The 1,700-nt window shown below is 67.8% G+C and carries 1 protein-coding gene and 2 pseudogenes; 1 reads left to right on the top strand and 2 read right to left on the bottom strand.

The window, feature by feature from the left end; all coding sequences use genetic code 11:
• Positions 1-132 (bottom strand): annotated as a pseudogene (locus tag A5781_RS26330) (dihydrodipicolinate reductase); the annotation flags it as partial.
• Between the two features lie 11 nt (positions 133-143).
• Positions 144-1,121, bottom strand: coding sequence for an LLM class flavin-dependent oxidoreductase (locus A5781_RS18930; RefSeq protein ID WP_067209836.1), 978 nt, complete (start codon positions 1,119-1,121; stop codon positions 144-146).
• 216 nt (positions 1,122-1,337) lie between these two features.
• On the opposite strand from A5781_RS18930, the pseudogene A5781_RS18935 reads away from it, so the two are divergent.
• Positions 1,338-1,700, top strand: a pseudogene (locus tag A5781_RS18935) (dihydrodipicolinate reductase); the annotation flags it as partial.

Consider the following 1,700-nt stretch of genomic DNA (forward strand, 5'->3'; position numbering starts at 1 on the left):
TTCGCCCGCGTCCCTGCCGACCTTGTCGCTCGAATGTACCCACACGCCAACGAGTTCCAAATCCGGCCGACGCCTGATGGCATCGATGGCGATCGAGCCGACTCCCCCGGTGGACCACACGACAACACGCATCAGCATTCTCCTTACTGGACGTGTGTCCGCGCGGCGGCGGCCGCCGCGCGCTCTAGGTACGGCCACGCAACGTCGGGCGCGATGCCACCGCACAGCGGGTGCAGTGGCAACGGCCGGCCGCCGCGCACGTAATCGGTCGCCTCGTCGGAGGTCAATATGCGGTACGGGCCGCGCTCTTCGCGGAGCGCCGCGACGCTGTCGGCGCGTGTGATGCTCGCGACGGAATCGTCCCGGGGCCGGTAGGAAGCCGCCATCACGGCGTCGTGCAGCAGGTGGGGCCCCAGCACATCCCACGCCTCATTCACGTCGTCAGCGACGAAAACCGCAGTGGGTGCGCCCGGGACGGGGAACTGGACGATCCCCGGCTCATGTCCGTGCGCGCGGCACTGGGCTTCGTAGAACTCCTTCAGGCCCGGCCACTCCGTCTGGGAGACGAACCCGAGGCCGTACCGCCCGGCCCGACGGGCAGCGGCCTCGCTGCCGCCGGCGATCAGCATCATCGGTCCACCGGGTGAACCGCACGCCGGCGTGACACGAATTGTGCGACCGCGATATTCGACGGGCTCCCCGCGCACCAGCGGCCCGAGCACCGCCAACATCTCGTCGGCCGCGCGGCCGCGGGTGGCCATGTCGACGCCGAAGTGGTCGTACTCCTCGCGTCGATGCCCGACGCCGAACGCATACGACACCCGTCCCCGGCTGACCAGGTCGAGCACGCACATCTCTTCGGCGAGCCGGACGAGGTCCCACAACGGAATCGGCACGGCGGCAAGCAGGATCGCCAATGTGCGTGTCCTGGCCGCGATCGCCGCGGCCAACGTCAGCGGTGCGGGCAGGTGGCCGTCGTCGGTGCCGTGATGCTCGGAGAGCACGGCCAACACGCCGCCGCGGGATTCCGCCCACGCGCACATGTCGGTGGCGGCGGTATAGAGGTCGGCCGCCGGCCCGGCCCAACTCGGCGCCCGCATATCGAACCGAAGGGTGAACATCAGCGTGCACCCGCGTCGCCTCTGAGGATCGGCCGCAATGCCCGCACAGCTGCAGACTAACCTAAGATTTGTTCTTTAAGATAGTGCGTGCTCTCTTAACCCTTGACCCCGCGGACGCGCGGCTGCTAGCTTCCGAAGCGAACGTTGGGTAACGGTCGGCGTAAAGGGCAACGGCCGCCTCAGTTTTCATCGCGCACGCATCTGAGGAGGAACAAGATGACGACTCATCGCGTGGTGGTGTGGGCGACCGGCGGCATCGGATCGATCGCGATCCGCACCATCCAGCATCGCCCCAATCTGGACTTGGTCGGGGTCTGGGTGCACTCGCCGGAAAAGGACGGCAGGGACGCGGGCGAACTCGCCAACGGCGAGCCGATCGGTCTGGCGGCCACTACCGATGCCGACGCGCTGATTGCGTTGAAGCCCGATTGCGTCATCTACGCCGCCAGCGGTCCGGAACGCGACGCGCTGGCCATCCCGGATTACGTCAGGCTGCTCGAGTCCGGCATCAACGTCGTGTCGACGTCCTCGACGAGCCTGGTGCATCCGCCGTCGTATTTCGCCCCCGAGTGGCGTGAC

The organism is Mycobacterium sp. 852002-30065_SCH5024008, assembly GCF_001665645.1.
GTDB lineage: Bacteria > Actinomycetota > Actinomycetes > Mycobacteriales > Mycobacteriaceae > Mycobacterium > Mycobacterium paraffinicum.